Genomic DNA, 19,853 nt, shown 5'->3' on the forward strand with positions numbered 1-19,853 from the left:
AGGCTCGAACTCTACTGAGCGAGGTGAAATGCCTTAATGAGAAAGCTCCTAATTGCTCGGGAAGTGCAATATAAACAACATATTAGTTACCCGAATCATTTGGATTTATAGAATCGGTTGGGACGGTTTAGGAATTATTAAGGCGACGGCTTACCGGTAGATAAATTGACCGAAAAACAGGCGAGTCGCCAAAGAGCATTTAAATGACGCAATGGCGCAAACCCTGCTTCCCCTGTCATGTCACAATTTGTGTTATCGCGTCGTGTGCCGAATAACTTACGATCGTGACGCTATTGTCAATCTTCAGGAAACCCATCGCTTATGAACATTGCCCAAGACCTTCAAACCATCGCGCTTCAGGAAAAGACCCTTGTCTTTCCGCAATTCGATTCAGACCGTGCGTGGCAAATCGGTTCCCAACTCCGTGAGATGGCCGTGGCGCGCGGTTCGGTGGTCGCCATAGAAGTACGCACCTTTGGCCAGCCACTGTTCTTCGCCGCGCTCGATGGCACCACTCCCGACAACGTCCGCTGGGTGCAACGCAAGGCGCGCACGGTCGAGCACTTTCGAGTGAGTTCTTACGCCATAGGCCTGGGGCTGCAGCAAGCAGGCGCCACACTCGCCGATAAATACAGTCTCCCCGCCGCCGAATTCGCCTCGCACGGTGGCGCCTTTCCGCTGACGGTCAAGGGAGCGGGTGTGATCGGCGTGGTGACGGTGTCAGGTTTGCCGCAACGCCGGGACCACGAACTGGTGGTCGAAGCGCTGTGCGCAATCCTTGGCCATGACGCAAGCGCGCTCGCGTTTGCATCGGACAAGGCATAAGCGATGCGTTCATCCGCTTACGTGCTGCTCGCGGTCGCTATCGTTGCCGAGGTCGTGGCGACATCGGCGTTGCGGGCATCGGATGGGTTCTCGCGACTCGTGCCCTCGGTGATCGTCGTGATCGGCTACGGCATCTCGTTCTACTTGCTCTCGCTGACGCTGAAATCCCTGCCCGTGGGCATTGTGTATGCCGTGTGGTCAGGCACTGGCATCGTGTTGATCACGGTGGTCGCAGCGCTTCTGTTCAAGCAGATTCCAGATTTGCCCGCCGTGCTCGGCATGGGCCTGATCGTGGCGGGCGTGGTCGTGCTGAACGTGTTCTCAAAGGTCAGCCCGCATTAGTTTTTTGCAGCGTTCTTCATGCGGCGCCACGGGTGGCAGAACGTCAGTTACAACGCACGACCATCGAACGATTTTTTACATTCGCCGATACCACGTTCGTGATGCTGCCGCCCGAGGGGCCGCCTTCCTCGTTATCCTTCGATACGATCGTATAGCCGCCCGCGCCGCACTTGTCGCCCGCCATGACGTAGCAGCTTGCCCACGTCGTGCTTGCGTCGGCGCCGCTGCAGTTGATGGCGTAGCCGCTCTGGCCGTCGGGGAGGTGGATCAGGGAGGCATCGGTCGACGACGCACATCCGCCGAGACTTAACGCGCCCGCGGCCATCATGCTCAGGCCGGTGGCTTGTAACACACGTACAAGGCGCACAGGGCGCGCGAGACGCAAAAGTGAGTCGATCGGCGAGCGCCGTGCAAATTGCTTCATTGTGTTCCTCTGGTGGCAACCGCCGGACAACGCCGGGCGCAACGCGAACCACGCGTTAAAACCTTCCCGAACGTGTTATCCAAACGCGTTTCGTGCCGTATTTTCCCACACGCAGGTAGGCGCGGTAAAAAGCCGCGCCGCCTGGAGTTGCGTGGCTGGCGCGCGGCTTGCAGCATGAACGTCAGCGCCCCACCTTTCTAACGCAACCGACGCTTCGCCGCCGGAAGAAAATGCAACGGGTTGCAACCGGCGAGAACTATTTGCCGGTCTGCCAACCTTACATAGGACGTACTGCATTCACGGACGTCCACGAAAACATATGAGGAAAACGGCATGGCAGAACGTGTTAGCGGCCCGTATCGCGGGTACTACATCAGTGCAGCGGCGCGTCTTACCCAGTCACCTGACCTGGCTGACAGGGCGCCGAAGCCGCCGATCTACGTGGGCTCCGTCAGCGTCGCGCAAGGCGGCCCGGACAACGTCCACCGGTTCGAAACACTCGTCGATCTCGGCGACCAGCGGCGCTTCGCGAGCGAGGACGAAGCGCTTGGCCAAGTGGAGCAAGCGGCCCGGGTCTATATCGACAGATTGTTGCAAAATAACTGATGCGGACCCTCAATATCCGCCACCCGGCGATGCGTTGCGTTGCCGAGGCGCTGCTCGATTTGTTCCCGAGCGGCGCGGATATCAGCGAGATCGGCACGGACCAGAAGCCGTGCCTGTTCGTGAGTTGGCGCACCAGCGGGATGTCGAGTCATCCGGGCAATATCGCGTGGGGCGTGCATTACAGGTTCGAGGACGGCGCGTTGAGCTTGTTCGACAGCGTGCCGGAGGCGGTGCAGCGCCATTTCTGCGAGCGAGTGAGGGACATGAGCCGGCATCTGAAATTCGACTACGCCGATCGGGACGCGGTGTCGCTGTTGATCGTCGATGTCCCCGCCGAACTTGTCCGGTTGAGCATGAGCGAAGCCGGGTAGACCGTATCCCGGTGCCGCGAGTAGCATCGTTGTTTTCGTTTAAGCGTCGGAGGTGACCATGAACATTCTTTTTCCAGCCGACGCACCCGCGTATCGCGACACGAATCTCACCGTAGTATTCGCTGCGCTGGTCGACGGCGAGCGGGTTCCATGCGCGATCTCGGTGGAAGCGCTGGAGGATCATTTCGGCGTGGAAAGCTATGACAGCACGGGTTGGATAAGAGCATTCGATGCCGCCCGCCCGGCCATTGAAGCGGTTGCCCGGGAACATCTGTTCGTAAGCAACGGCACGCCTGTGCTGTTGAGAAGCGGTCATTTTCCGCCGGGGACGGCGAATTAATCGGGACAATCAATTGGGCGGCTGCGCTAAACACCGTTCAGTTTTGAATTGACTTGACCGGCGTTATCGGGAAAATGCGCTGGATGGCCAGCTCAAAGCAACACCTTTCAAACCAGCCGTTATTGCGCATCCATATCCTCGATGCGGCGCGCGCGATAGTCGTGCGTGAAGGTTTCGACGCGTTGTCGATGCGCAAGCTCGCCGAGATCGTCGGTTATTCGCCGGCGTCGCTTTATCTGCATTTCGCGAGCCGTGATGGCATCGCCCGGGCGCTTTGCGTCGAGGGTCATGCGCAACTGCTCGCGCAGCTGCACGCGTTTGATGACGTGGCAGATCCCGTCGAACGCCTGAAGGCGATGGCGCATGCTTACGTTGGATTCGGACAGGCGCATCCGGAAATTTACCGGCTGATTTTCATGCAAAATCCGGCTTATACCGATGCGGCATTTAAAGACGCGGCATCGGCCGGCGAGACGGTGCTTTCAATGCTGACTCAGACGCTGGCGTTTCTGGACAAACCAGTGGCCATGGCCGAGACCTTGTGGGCCGTGTTGCACGGCATCGTGTCGCTGGGCTTGACGGCCGCGCCGGTTTTCAGCGCGTCGGCCGATACGTTGATCGATGCAACGCTCGGTCTTTATTCGGCCGGCGCCCCCAAGAAAAAACCTGCTCGTCGACGGCCTGCCGCAAGCGCTGTTTGACGTATTTGCCCGTTCCACTCACACGAATACAAACCTGCATTGCACATGACTGAAATCATCGACGAAATCCGTATTGAACAGGCCCAGGGGATCGGTTTTATCGCGCTGAACCGTCCGAAGGCGTTGAACGCGCTGTCCACGCCGATGCTGCATGCCATCCACCGTGCGCTCGACGCCTGGCGCGACGACCCTATGGTGCACGCCGTGGTGGTCTACAGCCCGCATCCGCGCGCGTTCTGCGCGGGCGGTGATATCCGGTTCCTGTATCAGTCGGCGAAGGCGGGGGAGCGCGCGGCTATCGACGAATTCTTCACCGATGAATACCGCCTGAATCACGCTATTTTCACGTATCCGAAGCCGTATATCGCGTTGCTGAACGGCGTGGTGATGGGCGGAGGCATGGGTATTTCGCAAGGCGCGCGGCATACGGGCGGCGTACGCGCGGTCGCCGGCTCGACGAAGATGGCGATGCCCGAGACGCGTATCGGTTTGTTTCCGGATGTGGGCGTGAGCTGGTTTCTCGCGCGTACGCCGGGCGCGATCGGGCGTTATCTCGCCGCGACTGGCGCGACGATCGATGCCGCCGATGCCCTCTACGCCGGTCTCGCCGATACCTGCATGGAAGACGAAGCGCTGGCCGGGTTGGCAGATACGTTGAAGGAAAAGACCTTCGCGACGGGTGCGGACGTCGTGCGGTTTGTCGAGGCGCAAGGTCGGCCGGATGCGGGCAAGGCGAGTGATCTCGAGCGCAATCGGCTGTTTATCGACAAGCATTTTGCTTCGGGCAACGGCGCGGCATGTTTGAAATCGCTCGAGAGCGTCGGGGGCGTGGAGAGCGGGCCGGAAGCCGAATGGGCCGCGCATACGGCCGCCGAGTTACGCGAGCGTTCGCCGTTGTCGATCGATATATCGCTGGAACTCGTCGACCGCGCGAAATCGTCGAGCATGGCGGAGACGTTGCGGCGCGACCTTGGCCTGACGCGCACGACGTTCGATCATGGCGATGTGATGGAAGGCATCCGGGCGCGCATCGTCGATAAAGACAATCAGCCTGTGTGGAAAGTGACGCGCGTGGAAGATGTGGCGCGTAACGAGGTGCTGCGGATGTTCGACAGCCCGTGGAGCGGGCCGGAGCATCCGCTGGCTGCGCTTGCAGATTAGTCCGCGTCGTTGCCGGCGGTGAAGGCGCGCAGGAAGACCAGCGCGCCCCAGCCCCACATCGCATTCGATGCAAATCCGAGCGCGAGGCGCGGCAGCATGTTGCCGCTCGGCCAGATGCCGCGCAGCGGGTCCACCACGAACACGCTCGCGGCCGTCAGCACGACGCCGCCGAAAACCAGCGCGCCGACCCACGGCGCCGCGCGCTCCGGCGAGACGCGCAACAGCCACGCCATCAGGATGCCGAAAATTGCGCTCCATAATGCGTTGACGATGAACTCGGGAATGCCCAGCGGCAGAAACGGAACGGTGGAATAGCCGGCCGGATCGACCACGCCGGCTGCATGCAACAACGCGATGGTCGCTTCACGGAAAAACAGCGCGGCGAGAAAGCCCGCGACGAACGGAAGAATGACTTTTTGCATTTAAAACCACCGCTTGGGCGCGAGCCGTGGCCGCGCCGATATTTTAAGGTGGCGTCATTATAGGGGTGGGCATGCCGCGTTATGGTGCAATCGGTCCGGGCTTTGCGGTAGATGCAACGGGGTGCTGGCCAATGCGCTGGTCAAGTTGCAGTTTCGCGGCTGATACACGCTGTTGAAGCCTGATTTGGCTCGACGGATGCCAATCGGATTGCGCAAATGCATCGCGCCCGCGCAATGCTATTTCGCGATTGCGTCGCTGGCCGGATTGTTGTGCAGCATGCGATTACTGTTGGGCGGCAAAGCGGGGCGCTTTGTCGGCATGTTGTCCGGGTTGTACGCATGCGGGCCGCTCGCGTCCGGTGCGGTGGGTGCGGCCGGGGGCTTGACCATCGACGCAGTATCGGCCGGCGCCACGCTCTGAGCGTGAGCGTTCGTTGCCGTTCCAATGCCGATCGCTCCACTCACGAAGGCAAAGGCGACGACAGCATCGCGGAGCTTTTTGATCGCACGGGAATTCATTGGTTTCTCCGGATCGGCGGCGCATGCATTTCGATGAAATCCGGCAAAGCGCGGCGCGTTAGGTTTTGTGACACCGGAGCGCACGGAAGATTCGTTTTTTTGAGGATCCTTCGCAAAAGAAGCGCCATGACTGGGCGCAAAAATCCAGCTGCGTGAGCGCAATTTCGTGTGCGGGTGCAATCGCGGCTGCAATCTTTTCTTCTCGGCCTTGCGCAGGCGCAATAGGCCGCTTTCCTGTTCCGAATAGGCTGGCAGGTTGATACCGAAATGGGTCGCCATGGCTGCTTGCGTTAGGTGCGAGTGCTCCCGCCATGCCGAACAGGCGATGCTTCGTCAACGTGTGAATCTCCAGAGAAACCGGCATCGACTCCAAGGGGGAGGAGCGCCGGCAGGGATTGCAGTCAAAGCGAGCGGTAATTCGCAAACATAGCAAAAAAGAGATAAACTGATGGTGTGGCATGTTGAGTTGATACCCGAGGCCGAAGCCGAATTGTTGGCGCTACCGCCCGATATGCGTGCCCGTTTCCTGCACATCGCCGAGATGCTGGAGGAGTTTGGTCCGCAGCGCGTCGGAATGCCCCACGTGCGAGCGTTGGACGGAAAGCTGTGGGAAATCCGCATGACCGGGCGGGACGGCATTGCGCGAGCCATATACGTCACACGGACGGGGCAACGCGTGGTTGTGCTGCATGTCTTTGTGAAGAAGACACAGAAGACGCCGTGGCGGGCTATCGAGATTGCTTATACCCGGATGAGGGAGAATTGAACGATGACTGAACTTGCGACGCTGAAGAAGCGCCTGCTGGCTGACCCGCAGACCCACGCCGAGTACGAAGCGCAGGCCCCGGAGTTTGCCATTGCGCACGAGCTTATCGCCGCGCGGGTGCGAGCTGGACTTACGCAGGAGCAGTTGGCCGAGAAGATGCACACGACGCAATCGACCATCGCACGCATGGAAAGCGGGCGCACCTTGCCGTCCATGCGGACGCTGTCCAGATACGCCGAGGCAACCGGAAGCCGTGCCGTGGTGCGTCTTGAGGCTGCATAGAGCATGACCGCTGACTGACGGTAGCAAAAGCACCGCAGACTTCAACTGCGAGCAAGTGGATGCGAAGAGTGAAGTGTCGCGCTGCTTTTCCAGGTACGACAACGTCAAGGAAAGGCCTGAAAAGTGGTTATTGCCACATGCCGTTACTTTGCGAAATCGAGTGCCTCGGTCGAGTGGCGCAACGTCCGAAGTTGATGATGCTTTCCGGTTCATCGACTCGGGTCGCTAGTGGGCGCACGTCATTCGCGGACTTCTACCGATAATATTGATTGGCGCGGATAAGTCCCATATCTCGCCGCTAATCCGTTTCCGGGCCTCCAGCAGTATCCCGCCGGGCGTTACGGTAAAATTACGTATTCGACGCCCAAAACATGCGTCTCATGCTTAAAAGTAGCAACTCCTCATGTCGACAGCTTTAAAACCAAGCCCGCGCCGCGTCAGCGTTGCTCCAATGATGGACTGGACTGACCGCCATTGCCGGTCGTTCCACCGCATCTTGACCAAACAGACGTGGCTCTATACCGAAATGGTCACGACCGGCGCGCTGCTGCACGGCGATGTCGAGCGCCATCTCGCGTTCACGCCGGGCGAAGCGCCCGTTGCATTGCAACTGGGCGGCAGCGAGCCGGCCGATCTTGCCCGCAGCGCGAAGCTGGGCGAGCAATGGGGCTACGACGAAATCAACCTGAATTGCGGCTGCCCGTCCGAGCGCGTGCAGCGCGGCGCTTTTGGCGCGTGCCTGATGAACGAACCGCAACTGGTTGCGGATGGCGTGAAGGCGATGCGCGATGCGGTATCCATTCCCGTCACGGTCAAACATCGGATCGGGGTGGACGCGGTCGAGGACTATGCGTTCGTGCGTGATTTCGTTGGCACTGTCGCCGATGCCGGATGTGAAGTGTTTATCGTCCACGCACGCAATGCGATCCTGAAGGGCTTGAGCCCGAAGGAGAATCGCGAGATTCCGCCGTTGAAGTATGAATATGCGTATCAGTTGAAGCGCGATTTTCCGCATCTGGAGATATCGATCAACGGTGGCATCAAGACGCTCGACGAAGTGGAGGAGCATTTGAAACACGTCGATGGCGTGATGCTTGGACGTGAGGCCTATCACAACCCTTATGTGCTCGCGGCTGTCGATTCACGGTTTTACGGTGCACAGACGCCTGTGCTGTCGCGCGAGGAGGCCGAGGCCGGCTTGATTGACTATGCGCGTGAGGAAGTGGCACGCGGGACCTTCCTCGGTGGCATTACGCGGCATGCGCTCGGTTTGTATCGCGGCGTGGCGGGTGCGCGTGGCTGGCGTCGCGTGCTCTCGGATAGCCGCCGTCTCGCCACGGGCGACATGGCCATTTTCGATGAAGCACGCACTCATCTGCGCGAAGCCGTCGAATTGATCGAATAAGGGACTAGGCAAAGCGAATCTTTGTTCGTATAATCTCGTTTCTCGATTCAGCAAGCCGGTTCTTGGTGAGCTTCGAGAGGCATCAAGAAGTAAGACAGTGGTGGCTGTAGCTCAGTTGGTAGAGTCCAGGATTGTGATTCCTGTTGTCGTGGGTTCGAGCCCCATCAGCCACCCCAAAAGATTTAATGACTTAGCGGGTTTTCAAGCCGCTTTGTTACGGATTTGGAAGATGATTTAAAAAAAGCCCACCTTAGACGTGGGCTTTTTTGTATTGGCCGAGCGATGCACCCCAAAAGTAATTCCACAAGGGGCCTCCTGAACAAAGCGAGTGAGCCGGTTGGCACTGCGCTGCATCCGACATCGACAACTCCTCATCAAGTCCCGAAAGCAGTGGTCATGGGATGTTTCGCTGCCCTCGAGCAACGCACATTTCCCGGGATTGCTTAAGAGAATCGGAAGTCCTCATGCGAGTACCCTCGGTGCGCCAGCGCTAATTCACAAGGCAGAAGACAAGAGGATATGGCAACGCTGCCATGAAAACTTGTTTGTGCTCAGGCGGCACGAGGTGTTACAGCGCTGCGTAGCCGCATTGCTCGATACCTCAAGCGGTTAAAAATCGAGAGGCTTGATTTTCATACGTTTGGCATTGCGACCTAGAACGTCATCGAGTGTTGCCATAGCTCTAACCTTGGCCTCCATGGCGGCAGCAAGGTGCAGCGCGTCGCCGGCACGCAACCCGTTAGCGGCGTCCAGGGTCAGCACGGCAGCGCGGTGAAACGTAGACGGTTCAACCGGCAGTAGTTGCAGATCGCTGGCGCAGAGACGTTCAAACGCCTGCCAGGCGGACGCCCCTTGCTCTGCGGATATTTGGGCCGTCCGTTGCTTGATGCCGAGGGCGCTAGCGAATTCAGTTACACACCATGCAGCGGAGGTCAGTTCTTCCGTACACGCGGCATACCACCGTGCAACAACGGTGCTCATGGGTTCATTTACGCAAAGTGCTACCAGCACAGACGTGTCTACGTAAATCGCCATCAGTAACGCGCTCCTCGCCGTAACTCTTCCATGACAGGCTGGGATATTGGCATCGTCTCACGTGTCATCTCAAGCTCCCGGGCAAAAGCGCCGCGGTCCCATTTAGAGGCGCGAATACTTAGGCCGCCGTCGATAGTCAAGTCAACCTGCACATGGTCGCCTTCCTTCACGCCAATGCGGCGCACGTACTCCGCAGGAATGCGCAACGCAAGGCTATTGCCCCATTTTGTAATTTGCAGATTCATTTTTCGACTCCAATTGATATACGTTGACGTATATACATCATAGCACCCAATCCGGTACGCGGCGGGACTCGATCCTCATCACCACTTTCTCCCATGCCCGCTCACCTGCGCGCCCGCATCGCGATGCAGGCTGAACAGATCCGCGACTCCCAGCAAACCCACCGCGCCCACGATCAGGAACGCGATGCTGAAATCCGCCGGGACAATTGTCTGCGCATCGTGACCATGCATCCACTCCGCCAGCCTCAACGCGATGGCCCCCAGCGCGACGCCGATTCCCATCGTCAACTGGAAGAGCGTACTGGAGAACGCCGACGCGCCGCTCATCTGCGCCTTCGGGACGTCGGCGAAACTGAGCGTGTTCAGCGCCGTGAACTGCAACGAGCGGGACAGCCCGCTCGCAAACAACACGGCGACGATGATCCAGGTCGGCGTCGTCGGCGATATCAAGCTCATTACCGCCAGCGACGCAGCGGCCAGAACCCCGTTCACGATCAGCACCGGACGAAAGCCGAAGCGCCGCATGACCGGCGTGGTGATGAGTTTCATCGATAAATTGCCGGCGAAGACCGACAAGGTCAGCAACCCGGACGCGAACGCATTCAGCCCGAAGCCGACCTGAAACATCAGCGGCAGCAGGAACGGCGCCGCGCTGATGGCGACGCGAAACAGCGAGCCGCCGCCCATCGCCACCCTGAAGGTTTTAATCCGCAATGCGTTGAGATCGAGCACCGGTTCGGCCGCGCGGCGCACATGCCACCACGCGCTTACGCCCGCGAGCACGCCGACCGCAATCAGCCCGTTTGCAAACACCCAGGGCGTGTCGTTGCGGCCGATGAGTTCCATCGCGTAGAGCAGGGTCGTGCACGCAAGCCCGCACAGCACGAAACCGAGAAAATCGAAGCGTCGGCTGGCGTGCTCGCGGGTGTTATCGAGGTAACGAAGCGCGACCATCAAGCCGATCACGCCGAGAGGCAGATTCAGATAGAAAATCCAGCGCCACGACGAATACGTGGTGATAAACCCGCCGAGCGGCGGCCCGATCACGGGCGCGACAAGACCAGGCCAGGTGATGATCGAAATAGCACGCATCAGCCCCTCTTTGGGCGTAGCGCGCAATACCGCAAGCCGTCCGACGGGCACCATCATCGCGCCGCCAATACCCTGCAGCACGCGCGCCGCCGTGAACGTGGGCAGCGTCGACGTCATGCCGCACAACACGGACGCAATCGTGAACACGGCGATCGCGCTGCCGAACACGGTGCGCAGGCCGAAGCGATCCGCGGCCCAGCCGCTGATGGGGATGAACACGGCAAGCGTCAGCAGGTACGACGTAATGCCCAGGCTCAGGTCGACGGGGTGCAGCCCGAACGAGCGCGCCATCTGCGGCAGCGCCGTGGCGATGATCGTACCGTCGAGGTTCTCCATGAAGAAGGTCGCCGCGACGAGCATCACGATGACAGAGGAACCGCGCGGATTCGCCGCGCCGGACGTGGTGCGGGTGAGGTCGGGGGCCTGCATGAAAGGCGTCTCTCTTATATGGATCTGAATGAGCGCAGCGAGATTGAAAAGCTAATGAAAGCCACGGCTCGCTGCATGCCGACAGCTTACCGGGCAAGGCGACGGCTGTGGCGATGCGCATCGCTGCAGCAAGGCCCGCGCTATGGTAGCTTCGGCATTCGGCTAGCGCCTTTAAAACCTGAACACGAACATTGGGGAAGCAAGCGATGGAGTTTCGGAAACTCGGTGGAACGGATGTCAATGTCAGCCTGATCGGACTGGGCACGATGACCTGGGGCGAACAGAACACGCAAGCCGATGCACACGCGCAACTCAACGCCGCGCTCGACGCCGGCATCAACCTGATCGACGCCGCCGAGATGTACCCGGTGCCGCCGCGCCCCGAGACTCAAGGGCGCACGGAGGCGTACATCGGCACGTGGCTGGCAGCGAACCCGGGCGCTCGTGAAAAGATCGTGCTCGCCACCAAGATCGCCGGACCCGCGCGCCAGCCGCACAATCCGCGGCACATTCGCGGTGCAGGTAACCAGTTCGACCGTCAAAACCTGACCGAAGCCGTCAATACCAGCCTCGAACGGCTGCAGACAGACTACGTCGATTTGTACCAGTTGCACTGGCCCGACCGCAGCACCATGACCTTCGGCCGCACGAACTATCCGTGGATCAAGGACGAATATACGGTGCCCATCGAAGAGACGCTGAGCGTGCTCGGCGATCTCGTGAAAGCGGGCAAGATTCGCTACGTCGGGGTATCGAACGAGACGCCCTGGGGTGTCGCGCAGTTCCTGCAAGCCGCCGATAAACTCGGCCTGCCGCGGATCGTGAGCATCCAGAATCCGTACAGCCTGGTGAATCGCACGTTCGAAACCGGGCTCTCAGAATTCACGCACAAGGAAGGCGTCGGCCTGCTGGCGTATTCGCCGCTGGCGTTCGGCTGGCTATCCGGCAAGTACGAGGGCGGCGCGCGTCCGGCAGGCGCCCGCATTACGCTCTTCGAGCGGTTTGCACGCTACAGCAAGCCGCACACGGTCAAGGCCATCAGCGGCTATGTGGAGCTCGCGCGGCGGCATGGACTGAGTCCGGCGCAACTCGCGCTCGCGTTCGTGAACAGCCGGCCGTTCACGACCAGCACGCTGATCGGCGCAACGTCGCTCGCGCAATTGCACGAGAACATCGGAAGCCTGGACGTAAAATTGTCCGATGAGATCCTGGCTGAAATCGATGCGCTTCACGAAGCGCAGCCGAATCCCGCGCCCTGATCGCGTCGGTGAAAACTGTCATACGCTTGCCGTACGCTGGTTCAAAAATAGCGACGATTTTTTACCCATTGCGTTCGTTTTTGCCTGGTTTCAAGCGTAAAGTTGTTGTCTCGTTGATGTCGTAATCGTCTGTCATAAGCCGCGCCGTGCTTGGTTGGCGCGCGCTTCGCTGTTCTTTGGTGACGCGCCAGTTGTCATGGCACTACACTTGCTCGAAGGTCCCGGTTGCCCGCTGTGGCGCCTCTCGTGCCTCAGCGCGCCCTACGCAAAGGAGTCGTCGCTCATGCCGCAAAGTCCCTCGAAGTCCTCTTCCGATCTCGACACCCTCGCCATCAACACCATCCGCACGCTGTCCATGGACGCCGTGCAAAAAGCCAATTCCGGGCATCCGGGTACGCCGATGGCGCTTGCACCGGTCGCTTTCCATCTATGGCAAAACCACCTGCGCTATGACCCGGCCGAGCCGCTGTGGCCGAATCGCGACCGCTTCGTGCTGTCGGTCGGCCATGCATCGATGCTGCTTTATTCCATGCTGCATCTGACCGGCGTGAAAGCCGTCGATCACGCGGGTAAGCCAACCGGTGCGCCGGCTGTGTCGCTCGATGACATCAAGCATTTCCGGCAACTGGATAGCAACACACCGGGCCATCCTGAGTACCGCATGACGACGGGCGTCGAAACCACCACAGGTCCGCTTGGGCAGGGGCTTGGAAACAGCGTGGGCATGGCGATGGCCGGGCGCTGGTACGAGTCGCATTTCAACAAGCCTGATGCGAAGATCTTCGACTATCACGTGTACACGCTGTGCGGCGACGGCGACATGATGGAAGGCATCTCGCATGAAGCCGCGTCCATCGCGGGACATCTGAAGCTGTCGAACCTGACCTGGATCTATGACAGCAACCGCGTGACCATTGAAGGCCACACGGATCTTGCGTACAGCGACGACGTGGAAACGCGTTTCAAGGGCTACCACTGGAACACGCTGCACGTTGACGACGCCAACGACGGCGCCGCGCTCGAAGCCGCGCTGAAGCAAGCCAAGGCCAACACCGACGGACCTACGCTGATCGTGGTGAGGAGCATTATCGGCTGGGGTGCGCCGCATAAGCAGGACAGCTCAGCCGCGCACGGCGAGCCGCTGGGCGTAGACGAAATCAAGCTCGCGAAGAAGTTTTACGGCTGGCCGGAGGACTCGAGTTTCCTCGTGCCGGACGGCGTGTACGAGCATTTCAACGAAGGCATCGGCGCGCACGGCAAGGCGGCGCGCGAAGCGTGGCTAAAGAGTTTGGATGACTACGCGACGAAGTATCCGGACCTGGCTAAGGAGTTTGCGCAGATCGAAGCGCATGGGTTGCCGACGGGTTGGGACGCGGACATTCCTACCTTCGACGCCGACGCAAAGGGCATGGCGTCGCGGGAATCGTCGGGCAAGGTGTTGAACGCCATCGCGAAGAATTTCCCGTGGATGATCGGCGGTTCGGCGGATTTGTCGCCATCCACCAAGACCGATATGAAGTTCGAAGGCGCGGGCAGTTTCGAGCACGACAACTACGCCGGCCGCAACCTGCACTTCGGCATTCGCGAGCACGTGATGGGCGCGATCTGCAACGGGCTTGCGGTGTCGAACCTGCGGCCCTACGGCTCCACGTTCCTGATTTTCAGCGACTACATGAAGCCGCCCATCCGGCTCTCAGCCGTCATGGAAGTGCCCGTGATCTACGTGTTCACGCACGATTCCATCGGCCTGGGCGAAGACGGTCCGACGCATCAGCCGATCGAACAAATGGTGTCGTTGCGTGGTGTTCCGGGTCTCAGCACTTATCGTCCCGGCGATGCGAACGAAGTCGCCGAAACGTGGCGTGCCGCGCTGGCCGAGCCGCAGCGTCCGGCGTGCATCGTGGTGTCGCGCCAGCCGATGCCGACTTTCGACCGATCGAAATATGCATCGGCGAAGGGCGTTCACAAGGGGGCGTATGTGCTCGCCGATGCCGAAGGCGGCAAGAAGCCGGAAGTCATCCTGATGGCGACGGGCACCGAAGTCTCGGTGTGCGTCGACACCTACGAGAAGCTCAAGAGCGAAGGCATCGCTGCGCGAGTCGTCTCCATGCCGTCATGGGACCTGTTCGAACGGCAGGACGACGCCTATAAGGATTCCGTGTTTCCGCCGGACGTCCATGCACGCGTGTGCGTGGAGCAGGCAGGCACGCTTGGCTGGGATCGTTATGTCGGCCGTCTCGGTTCGCAGATCGTGATGCATACGTTCGGGGCATCGGCTCCGATTGCAGACCTGAAGAAGAAATTTGGCTTCACGCCGGAACACGTCTACGCCGAAGCGAAAAAACAAATCGAACGCGTCAAAACCAGCCATAAGGAGTAAGCCATCATGCAGATTGGAATCGTGGGACTAGGCCGTATGGGCGCGAACATTGCACGCCGGCTGATGCGCGGCGGGCAGACGTGCGTGGTGTACGACCACGCGCCCGAAGCGACGCAGGCGGTCGTGGCTGACGGCGCGACCGGATCGAGCGACCTGGGCGATCTCGTGAAGAAGCTTGCCGCGCCGCGCTCGGTCTGGCTGATGTTGCCGGCAGGCAAGATCACCGAAGACACGCTGAACGATCTCTACGAGATCCTGGAAGCGGGCGACACGGTCATCGACGGCGGCAACAGCTTCTACAAGGACGACATCACCCACGCGGCGAAGCTGAAAGAAAAGGGCATCCATTTCGTCGATGTAGGCACGTCCGGCGGCGTGTGGGGATTGGAGCGCGGCTATTGCATGATGATCGGCGGGGAGAAGGACGTAGTGCAGCGGCACGATCCGATTCTGTCGGTGCTGGCGCCCGGACGCGGCGATATTCCCGCCACGCCGAATCGCGAAGGCCGCGACACACGCGTTGAAAACGGCTACATGCACGTGGGACCGGTCGGGGCGGGCCATTTCGTGAAGATGGTGCATAACGGCATCGAGTACGGCTTGATGCAGGCGTACGCGGAAGGGTTCGACATCCTGAAGCACAAGTCGTCCACGGAGTTGCCCGAGGCGCAACGCTACGATCTGGATATAGCCGATGTTGCCGAAGTGTGGCGGCGCGGCAGCGTGGTGTCGTCGTGGCTGCTGGATCTGACCGCGGGTGCGTTGGCCGGTAACAGCACGCTCGATAAATACTCCACTGAGGTTGCCGATAGCGGCGAAGGGCGCTGGACGATCGAGGCGGCGCTCGAGGAAGCGGTGCCGGCGCAAGTCTTGTCGGCGGCGCTGTATGCGCGGTTCCGGTCGCGCGAAGATAATTCGTTCGCGGACCGGATGCTATCGGCAATGCGGTTCGGGTTTGGCGGGCATAAGGAGTTTAGTCCGGGATTGAAGTGAGCTGATTTCGCCGCTGACTTTTCCGCAGCGGCGAACGGATTGGAGCACGTTAAAAAACCCGTTTCAACTCACGTTGAAACGGGTTTTTTTGAGTTCAACGGCGTCGAGTGGTCTTACATTCTCAGTCAACCGCTCAACGCATCATCCGTCGACGGAACAGCACCGCACATATAAAAAACGGCACGATGGCATACGCCGCGAGCACGGCCACATGCAGCACCACATGTTCCGCCGGCCGGTCGAGCATCGCGGGCCGGATCAGCGCGACGGCGTGCGACAACGGCAACAACAGCGAGACGTTTTGCGCCACCGCCGGTAACTGCGTCAGTGGGAAAAACACGCCGGAAAGCAGCAACATGGGCGTGAGCGCGAGCGTCTGATAGAACATAAAGAAGTCGTAACTCGGCGCCACGGCAGTCACGATCATCGCGGTGCTTGCGAACGCCAAACCGGTCAGGACAATCACGGGCAACGCATACAGCATGCTCGGGAAACTGGCGTAGCCGAGCACGCCGGCTACCAGCATGATCGCCACACCCGACAGCACCGATTTGCTCGCCGCCCACACAATTTCCGCGAGCACGATATCGCCCAACGTGAGCGGCGTATGCATGATCGCCTCCCACGTGCGCTGCACATGCATGCGCGAGAAGCCGGAGTACATGGACTCGAAACTCGCCGACATCATCACGCTCGACGCCACCGTCCCCGCCGCGAGAAACGCGATGTACGACACACCGTCCACGTGGCCGACCATCAGGCCGAGCCCAAGACCCAGGCCAAACAGATAGATCATTGGGTCGGCGAGGTTGCCGAACATCGACGCAATGGCAAGCTTTTTCCAGACGAGGTAATTGCGCCGCCAGACCGACATCCAGTTCGATGCGTTCGCCGGCATTGCGCTCAGGAGCGGTTCGCGTTGAGGCCTGCGCGCGGTGCGCATTGTTCGCGCAGCCGACGCAAGGGATTCAGCGGTATTCACATTCGGTTCGCTCGACATCGATCAGTCCACCATCTCGCGCCCGGTCAGGCGCAAAAACACATCTTCAAGATTCGCTGGCCGGTGCAGATAACGCACGCCAGGCCGTCCCTTGACTCGCTGATGCACGGGCGCGGGGTCATCGACGTAACAAAACAGCGTCTCACCGCTGATCTCCATGCGGCCGACGAACGGCAGGAGTTCTTCACGAAGGGCTTGCGGATCGGGACCATAGATCTCGATCACGTCGCAGCCGATGACCCGCTGGATCAGGTCGTCAGGCTTGCCTTCGGCCACCTTGCGTCCTTCCTCGATCACGCACAGCCGGTCGCAAAGCCGTTCGGCCTCCTCCATGAAATGCGTGGTGAGCAGGATTGTCTTGCCGCGCGCGAGCAGCGAGCGCAGCCGTTCCCAGATCAGATGCCGCGCTTGCGGATCGAGTCCGGTGGTGGGTTCGTCCATGACCAGCACGTCGGGATCGTTGACGAGCGCACGCGCCAATGTCAGCCGCCGCTTCATTCCGCCCGACAACTCGCCGACCCGCGCGTTCGCCTTGCTTTCCAGCCGCGCGAATTCGAGCAGCGACGGCACCACGGCTTCAATCTCGCTGCCGCTCATGCCGAAATACCGGCCGAACACGAGCAGGTTTTCGCGGACGGTGAAGTCGGGATCGAGGTTGTCGAATTGCGGCACGACACCGACTCGGCGACGGGCGTAGCGGGCGCGTGACGGAATAGGTTCGTCGACGAGACAGATCGTGCCCGCATCCGGCGCAGTCAGGCCAAGCAGCATTTTGAGCGTGGTCGTTTTACCGGCGCCGTTGGGGCCGAGCAGGCCGAAACACTCGCCGGGTTGGACGTGAAAAGACAGGCCGTTGACGACCGTCTTGTCACCGTAATGCTTTTCGACGTCGATAAATTCGATCGCCGGCTTCGGCCCGACGGCGCTCGTGCGGGTCGTATCGCCGGGTAACACTGCTGCATCTGACATGCGCAAACTCAGGGCTCAGGTATTGGGTCGGTAGCGGGTCTGGAGTCGGGTCTCAAGACAAGCTAACTAGTTTAATCGATTGCACCAACGAGGCGCGTCCCTCTGTTTGAAGTGCACTGCGGCCGCGCACGCGGGCTATTTCGCGGTCGCCGGACTCCTTCGAGAAGTTTGAATCAATGACCGGAAGGCCCGTCCAGCAAGGGATTCACGTACCTGGCACGGTGTCCGCTTGGCGTTTCGCGAGCAAGCCGGCCGCATTAGCGTTTTCCATCGTTGCCACCGTTTCAGCGACGCACCATCATGAAGGCAACGCGGCCCGGGTTTTGTCGCCCGCCCGGCTCACGGGGCAGAATCTGCAAGACTATGACGACCGTTTTTTTGATGCCCTTTGCTGCTTTTGTGCAGCGCGGAGAACCACCATGGCGAGCTATCGAAAAATCCTGTTGTGTTACGACGGCTCTCGCGAAGGGCGCAAGGCGTTACGTGACGGCGCGAATCTGGCGCTCGACCTGAAAGCCGAAACGCATGTGCTCGCCGTTGTCGACATGCGTTCCAGCATCGCCCAAAGCGCCGGGCTTCTCACCGATATGGCGTGCGGCCGTTTCGAAGACGCCGCCCGCGACATCCTGCGTGAAGGCGTGGAATGGCTGACGGAGCGGGGCGTTCCGGCGCAGGGACACTTTGCGTTCGGCCATCCTATCGATGAAATTGCCGGGCTCGCCCAGAGCTTGCAGGTGGATCTGGTGGTGGTGGGGCATCGGTGCCGCACGGGCTTGGCGCGCTGGTGGATGGGCTCGGGCAACACGCCGCTGATGGATCGGGTGTCCTGCAGCATTTTGGTGGCGGTGTCACCGACGGGCACATCGGCGGAGCAGGAAGACGCCGCGCATGCAGCGAAGCCTGTGAAAGCCGAGGCTAGTGTTTGATGCGTGAGGGCGCGCTGAGAGCAGCAGGCGGCCAAGCCGGTGCCGCTCTCAGCCCGCAACAACTCGGTGCACAGGCCCGTGTTGTTGCGGTAGAGCCGATCCCGATCGCCTAGTCGTTATTCAACTCCACTGCGACCAGTTTCCACGAGAACAACCCGTAGCGCCTGAGAATGGCTGAATAGCGCGCATCGCCGGTTCCATGCTGGTAATTCACCGCGAAAGTATCGAAGCTTCGATACCCCGCCGTGGTTTGGGGCGGCGGTTTCGGTGCGGACGGTGAAGCGACGGCAGGCGCAGGCGGCTGCGCCGGCGCGGTTCCGGGAACTGCCACCACAGCGCCGCTCGACTCGGGCGCAACCGGCGGTTTCTCGCCCGGATCACCCTTTGGCGGTATGCCATTGAGAATTGCCGCCACGCCGTCGGGCGTTGCATACGAATCGACCAGCGGGCCGATCAACGCCGCGCCAATCATGGCGCCGATCATTGCTAACGGATTGCCGCTCTTCTGTATATCGATCCTTCGGGTCAGCAACTGCCCGACCTGATCCTTCAGGCTTCCACGCAGCAGAGGAAAATCGACATACTGATTGACGGTTTGAGCGTCACGCGCGTCGGCGGCGCGTTTCAACCGATCGAGCGCGATATACGGCGACGCATAGATCACACCGAGTACCGCGACGATGACAACTACCAACAACGCAATGACAATGGATCTGCTGGTGCGGGACATACGCTAAGGCGCCTTTTAACTGAGAGGTTGATGCGGCTCGAATGCGAGCGTTGAGGTCAAAGACGACTCAACTCTCAGATGGACCGCTACGGCGTCAGAATTATCCCTGCGTTTATCGCTGTAAATCGTTTTTAAACTCAGGCGAGCAATCCGCTTTCTACACCTGCACGCTCGTCGTCGATGCAGCGGTCGATCATGCGCGACACCGCTTCGATATTACCGACCATGATGACCCGCGACTCTCCGCGATAAACCCGAACCGGCGCACGCTGCTCGGCCTGCGTATGCACCGATGCACTCAGCGATACCCGGGCGAACGCCGGCTGCCGCGAGGGCAGGACGGGCAGTTCGTCGAAGAGGTCCGGGGTGTCAGCCGGCTTTTGCGTCTTGCAGGAGATCAGCGAGCGCAGATGCCGCAAACGGCCGAACTCGCGGAATTGCCGAAACGAAAGGGGCGCGCGTGCTGTCGGCGCGAACGATGCAGATAAGAAAGAAGCAGAAAACAGCCGGGCGAATCGTTCCATGATGTTTCTCCGATAACCGATCACTGATGACAATAGGGCGCGCGCCGGTTCATCGCGGATGCGATGTCCGTCACGCTTTATAGGGCAGGAATTCAAGCGCAGCGCGG

At 60.3% G+C, this 19,853-nt stretch carries 24 protein-coding genes and 1 tRNA gene; 15 read left to right on the forward strand and 10 right to left on the reverse strand.

The genetic code is table 11. The features are described 5' to 3' along the window. Window positions 1–321 precede the first annotated feature (321 nt). Both ACSOSP_RS02070 and ACSOSP_RS02075 read left to right on the forward strand, forming a co-directional pair. The gene (locus ACSOSP_RS02070) at window positions 322–825 is read left to right on the forward strand and encodes a heme-degrading domain-containing protein (RefSeq protein WP_455309290.1); all 504 of its coding nucleotides are present in this window, start codon (window positions 322–324) and stop codon (window positions 823–825) included. 3 nt (window positions 826–828) lie between these two features. Then, entirely contained in the window at window positions 829–1,167 is a 339-nt protein-coding gene (locus ACSOSP_RS02075; RefSeq protein ID WP_455309291.1) for a DMT family transporter, read from the forward strand. Window positions 1,168–1,210: 43 nt separating this feature from the next. Here ACSOSP_RS02075 and ACSOSP_RS02080 read toward each other — a convergent pair whose 3' ends face one another. Further along, on the reverse strand, window positions 1,211–1,495 hold the full coding sequence (locus ACSOSP_RS02080) for a hypothetical protein (protein ID WP_455310810.1): 285 nt from the start codon (window positions 1,493–1,495) through the stop codon (window positions 1,211–1,213). 429 nt (window positions 1,496–1,924) lie between these two features. Between ACSOSP_RS02080 and ACSOSP_RS02085 the strand changes: the two genes are divergently transcribed. The 5 genes from ACSOSP_RS02085 (at window position 1,925) to ACSOSP_RS02105 (ending at window position 4,770) form a co-directional block, all read left to right on the forward strand. Then, window positions 1,925–2,197, forward strand: a complete 273-nt coding sequence (locus ACSOSP_RS02085) for a hypothetical protein (RefSeq protein ID WP_455309292.1) — start codon at window positions 1,925–1,927, stop codon at window positions 2,195–2,197. Next, window positions 2,197–2,568, forward strand: coding sequence for a hypothetical protein (locus tag ACSOSP_RS02090; RefSeq protein WP_455309294.1), 372 nt, complete (start codon window positions 2,197–2,199; stop codon window positions 2,566–2,568). The genes ACSOSP_RS02085 and ACSOSP_RS02090 overlap by 1 nt, the downstream gene beginning before the upstream one ends. 58 nt (window positions 2,569–2,626) lie before the next feature. Continuing rightward, window positions 2,627–2,908 carry a DUF1488 domain-containing protein gene (locus ACSOSP_RS02095; RefSeq protein ID WP_455309295.1) on the forward strand — a complete coding sequence of 94 codons (282 nt, stop codon included), beginning with the start codon at window positions 2,627–2,629 and terminating at the stop codon, window positions 2,906–2,908. A gap of 83 nt (window positions 2,909–2,991) precedes the next feature. Further along, entirely contained in the window at window positions 2,992–3,609 is a 618-nt protein-coding gene (locus ACSOSP_RS02100) for a TetR/AcrR family transcriptional regulator (protein WP_455309296.1), read from the forward strand. Between the two features lie 45 nt (window positions 3,610–3,654). Further along, window positions 3,655–4,770, forward strand: coding sequence for an enoyl-CoA hydratase/isomerase family protein (locus tag ACSOSP_RS02105; RefSeq protein ID WP_455309297.1), 1,116 nt, complete (start codon window positions 3,655–3,657; stop codon window positions 4,768–4,770). On the opposite strand, the gene ACSOSP_RS02110 is transcribed toward ACSOSP_RS02105, so the two are convergent. Further along, the gene (locus ACSOSP_RS02110) at window positions 4,767–5,192 is read right to left on the reverse strand and encodes a hypothetical protein (protein ID WP_455309298.1); all 426 of its coding nucleotides are present in this window, start codon (window positions 5,190–5,192) and stop codon (window positions 4,767–4,769) included. The genes ACSOSP_RS02105 and ACSOSP_RS02110 overlap by 4 nt on opposite strands. Before the next feature lie 237 nt (window positions 5,193–5,429). Next, window positions 5,430–5,990: a hypothetical protein gene (locus ACSOSP_RS02115; protein ID WP_455309299.1), complete on the reverse strand. Its 561-nt coding sequence runs from the start codon at window positions 5,988–5,990 to the stop codon at window positions 5,430–5,432. A 169-nt stretch (window positions 5,991–6,159) separates the two neighbouring features. Between ACSOSP_RS02115 and ACSOSP_RS02120 the strand changes: the two genes are divergently transcribed. The 4 genes from ACSOSP_RS02120 to ACSOSP_RS02135 all read left to right on the forward strand — a co-directional run bounded on the left by ACSOSP_RS02120 (window position 6,160) and on the right by ACSOSP_RS02135 (window position 8,340). Beyond that, window positions 6,160–6,477, forward strand: coding sequence for a type II toxin-antitoxin system RelE/ParE family toxin (locus ACSOSP_RS02120; RefSeq protein WP_455309300.1), 318 nt, complete (start codon window positions 6,160–6,162; stop codon window positions 6,475–6,477). Window positions 6,478–6,480: 3 nt separating this feature from the next. Continuing rightward, complete coding sequence (locus ACSOSP_RS02125) at window positions 6,481–6,759, forward strand: helix-turn-helix transcriptional regulator (protein ID WP_455309302.1); 279 nt, start codon at window positions 6,481–6,483, stop codon at window positions 6,757–6,759. Window positions 6,760–7,162: 403 nt separating this feature from the next. Then, entirely contained in the window at window positions 7,163–8,164 is a 1,002-nt protein-coding gene (gene dusA / locus ACSOSP_RS02130; protein WP_455309303.1) for a tRNA dihydrouridine(20/20a) synthase DusA, read from the forward strand. Window positions 8,165–8,264: 100 nt separating this feature from the next. Further along, window positions 8,265–8,340, forward strand: a tRNA-His gene (locus ACSOSP_RS02135). Window positions 8,341–8,773: 433 nt separating this feature from the next. On the opposite strand, the gene ACSOSP_RS02140 is transcribed toward ACSOSP_RS02135, so the two are convergent. From ACSOSP_RS02140 to ACSOSP_RS02150, 3 genes are all read right to left on the reverse strand, one after another. Then, the gene (locus ACSOSP_RS02140; RefSeq protein ID WP_455309304.1) at window positions 8,774–9,199 is read right to left on the reverse strand and encodes a type II toxin-antitoxin system VapC family toxin; all 426 of its coding nucleotides are present in this window, start codon (window positions 9,197–9,199) and stop codon (window positions 8,774–8,776) included. Next, entirely contained in the window at window positions 9,199–9,444 is a 246-nt protein-coding gene (locus ACSOSP_RS02145; protein WP_455309305.1) for an AbrB/MazE/SpoVT family DNA-binding domain-containing protein, read from the reverse strand. Before ACSOSP_RS02145 ends, ACSOSP_RS02140 begins: the two co-directional genes overlap by 1 nt. A gap of 78 nt (window positions 9,445–9,522) precedes the next feature. Continuing rightward, window positions 9,523–10,965 carry an MFS transporter gene (locus ACSOSP_RS02150; RefSeq protein WP_455309306.1) on the reverse strand — a complete coding sequence of 481 codons (1,443 nt, stop codon included), beginning with the start codon at window positions 10,963–10,965 and terminating at the stop codon, window positions 9,523–9,525. A 206-nt stretch (window positions 10,966–11,171) separates the two neighbouring features. On the opposite strand from ACSOSP_RS02150, the gene ACSOSP_RS02155 reads away from it, so the two are divergent. From ACSOSP_RS02155 to gnd, 3 genes are all read left to right on the forward strand, one after another. After that, window positions 11,172–12,224, forward strand: a complete 1,053-nt coding sequence (locus tag ACSOSP_RS02155; protein ID WP_455309308.1) for an NADP(H)-dependent aldo-keto reductase — start codon at window positions 11,172–11,174, stop codon at window positions 12,222–12,224. A gap of 283 nt (window positions 12,225–12,507) precedes the next feature. Then, entirely contained in the window at window positions 12,508–14,604 is a 2,097-nt protein-coding gene (tkt, locus tag ACSOSP_RS02160; protein WP_455309310.1) for a transketolase, read from the forward strand. Between the two features lie 6 nt (window positions 14,605–14,610). Beyond that, window positions 14,611–15,597 carry a phosphogluconate dehydrogenase (NAD(+)-dependent, decarboxylating) gene (gene gnd, locus ACSOSP_RS02165; protein ID WP_455309311.1) on the forward strand — a complete coding sequence of 329 codons (987 nt, stop codon included), beginning with the start codon at window positions 14,611–14,613 and terminating at the stop codon, window positions 15,595–15,597. Between the two features lie 133 nt (window positions 15,598–15,730). Here gnd and ACSOSP_RS02170 read toward each other — a convergent pair whose 3' ends face one another. Continuing rightward, window positions 15,731–16,540 carry an ABC transporter permease gene (locus ACSOSP_RS02170; protein WP_455310811.1) on the reverse strand — a complete coding sequence of 270 codons (810 nt, stop codon included), beginning with the start codon at window positions 16,538–16,540 and terminating at the stop codon, window positions 15,731–15,733. 60 nt (window positions 16,541–16,600) lie between these two features. Then, a complete protein-coding gene (gene nodI, locus ACSOSP_RS02175; RefSeq protein WP_455309313.1) occupies window positions 16,601–17,566 on the reverse strand; it encodes a nodulation factor ABC transporter ATP-binding protein NodI in 966 nt (321 codons plus the stop codon). 419 nt (window positions 17,567–17,985) lie between these two features. Between nodI and ACSOSP_RS02180 the strand changes: the two genes are divergently transcribed. Then, complete coding sequence (locus ACSOSP_RS02180; RefSeq protein WP_455309315.1) at window positions 17,986–18,492, forward strand: universal stress protein; 507 nt, start codon at window positions 17,986–17,988, stop codon at window positions 18,490–18,492. Window positions 18,493–18,601: 109 nt separating this feature from the next. Here the strand turns inward: ACSOSP_RS02180 and ACSOSP_RS02185 are convergent, their stop codons facing one another. Both ACSOSP_RS02185 and ACSOSP_RS02190 read right to left on the reverse strand, forming a co-directional pair. Next, on the reverse strand, window positions 18,602–19,222 hold the full coding sequence (locus tag ACSOSP_RS02185) for a DUF2939 domain-containing protein (RefSeq protein ID WP_455309316.1): 621 nt from the start codon (window positions 19,220–19,222) through the stop codon (window positions 18,602–18,604). A gap of 137 nt (window positions 19,223–19,359) precedes the next feature. After that, complete coding sequence (locus ACSOSP_RS02190; protein ID WP_455309317.1) at window positions 19,360–19,746, reverse strand: hypothetical protein; 387 nt, start codon at window positions 19,744–19,746, stop codon at window positions 19,360–19,362. Window positions 19,747–19,853: the final 107 nt, after the last annotated feature.

It is taken from the genome of Caballeronia sp. KNU42 (assembly GCF_053760385.1).